Raw genomic sequence first — 1,525 nt, forward strand, 5'->3', positions numbered from 1 at the left:
TTTACGGGTGCTCAGCACCTGCGAAGTTTGAGTAAAATTGAAAAAGAGGTGGCAGAAAAAGAGATACGCATACGCCTTTGCAACATTACAGTTCTTATCGTAACTGAAAATGCTCTCTCCAACTGAACTTGTTTCGGCAGCTCTTACACCAACAGGGATGGTCGCCCTGAATACATTAATACTTCCTCCGTATGCACGGTGTATCGCCATAATGGTATTCCTTGATAAATTTGTTCTGCCGTCAACAAGAGTCATAAGCAACCCGTCAATCTTTAAGTCGGGATTAAGGCTTCTTCTCACTTTGTTTATTGTTGAGAGAAGCTGCGTCATACCCTTTGTAGGTAAATACTGAGCCTGAACCGGAATAATAACCGAATCAGCAGCCACAAGGGAATTGAGCGTCAGAATACCAAGAGAGGGCATATTGTCAATAAGGATATATTCATAGTTGTTTTTAATACTATTTATATACTCTTTCATTATGCTTTCTCTGCTCAAGGCATTGAACAAACTCATTTCAACCGATGACAACTCAATATTTGAAGGTAACAGGTCAAAACCTTCTTTGTGATGCAGTATCCCGTCAAGAGCATTTGAACAATTATCATTCATAATGTCAACGAGCTTGTTTGCCAATGTGATGCTTAAATCATCATTATCTGTATATCCAAGACTCGTTGTTAAGTCGCCCTGTGGATCTGCGTCAATCAAAAGCACCCTTTTACCTTGCAAAGCAAGTCCGGCTCCGAGATTGAGCGTTGTGGTAGTTTTACCAACACCGCCTTTCTGGTTGCTTATGGTAATAACCTTACAATTAGACATCTTTTGCCTCCTTTCATAAAATTTAGCCGAAGAAACATCCCTCGGCTATGTAAATAAAAAAAGACCTATCATTTATTTCTAAACGATAGGTCAAAATGTATGCTATATAGTTTTAAATAAGGCTTTCGCCATCGCCCATAACGGGAATATCAACTGCTGTTGCATCTTCTAAATGAAAAGTTATTACTTTATTGCCTGTTTCTTCATTATATATGGATTCAATATGTGCAGTTTTTATCATCTCTTCTGCGTATTTTTCATCTGTTTCAAATACTGCCTTGCCTGTGTAACGAAGCCAATGTCCGTCAGGCTTACAGGCAACAACCTCAACTAAAGGATTGTTTACAAGCTGCCTGTAAACATTCTTGAAGTCGCCAACGCCAAAGATTACTTTATCGTCTTTTTCAAGAAATGCCCCGAGAGGTCTAATTTTGGGTTGATTACCGTCTGTTGTTGCTAAAAAGAAAACACCCGTTTCTCTTAAGAAATCGCCGATTTTGCTCATTTATTATTCCTCCTATAAATTAGTGCCTTTATTATACCATAATTTGGTCGGTATATCAATATAAGCCGACTGAACTTTCAATCGGCTTATACAATATCAAATTTTTTCTTTTTGCATTTACCAAACTTGATAAGCAGTTCGTCAATTCCGTCTGTATATTTTCCTTTTTAGTATGTTTTGTTTCACACCTTAATTATA

General features: G+C 37.7%; 2 protein-coding genes. Both read right to left on the bottom strand.

From position 1 onward, the window contains the following. Positions 1-822 (bottom strand): ParA family protein (locus tag HMPREF9443_RS08105; protein WP_009146099.1); only part of this gene is annotated, 822 nt, incomplete at its 3' end. Positions 823-934: 112 nt separating this feature from the next. Beyond that, positions 935-1,327 (bottom strand): pyridoxamine 5'-phosphate oxidase family protein, encoded by a 393-nt coding sequence (locus HMPREF9443_RS08110; protein ID WP_009146100.1) that lies wholly within the window; start codon positions 1,325-1,327, stop codon positions 935-937. Positions 1,328-1,525 lie beyond the last annotated feature (198 nt).

It is taken from the genome of Phascolarctobacterium succinatutens YIT 12067 (assembly GCF_000188175.1).
Lineage (GTDB): Bacteria > Bacillota > Negativicutes > Acidaminococcales > Acidaminococcaceae > Phascolarctobacterium_A > Phascolarctobacterium_A succinatutens.

What these genes read in the sequence shown, in the direction of transcription:
- HMPREF9443_RS08110 (WP_009146100.1), bottom strand. Translation starts at nt 1,327, where the DNA reads ATGAGCAAAATCGGCGATTTCTTAAGAGAAACGGGTGTTTTCTTTTTA.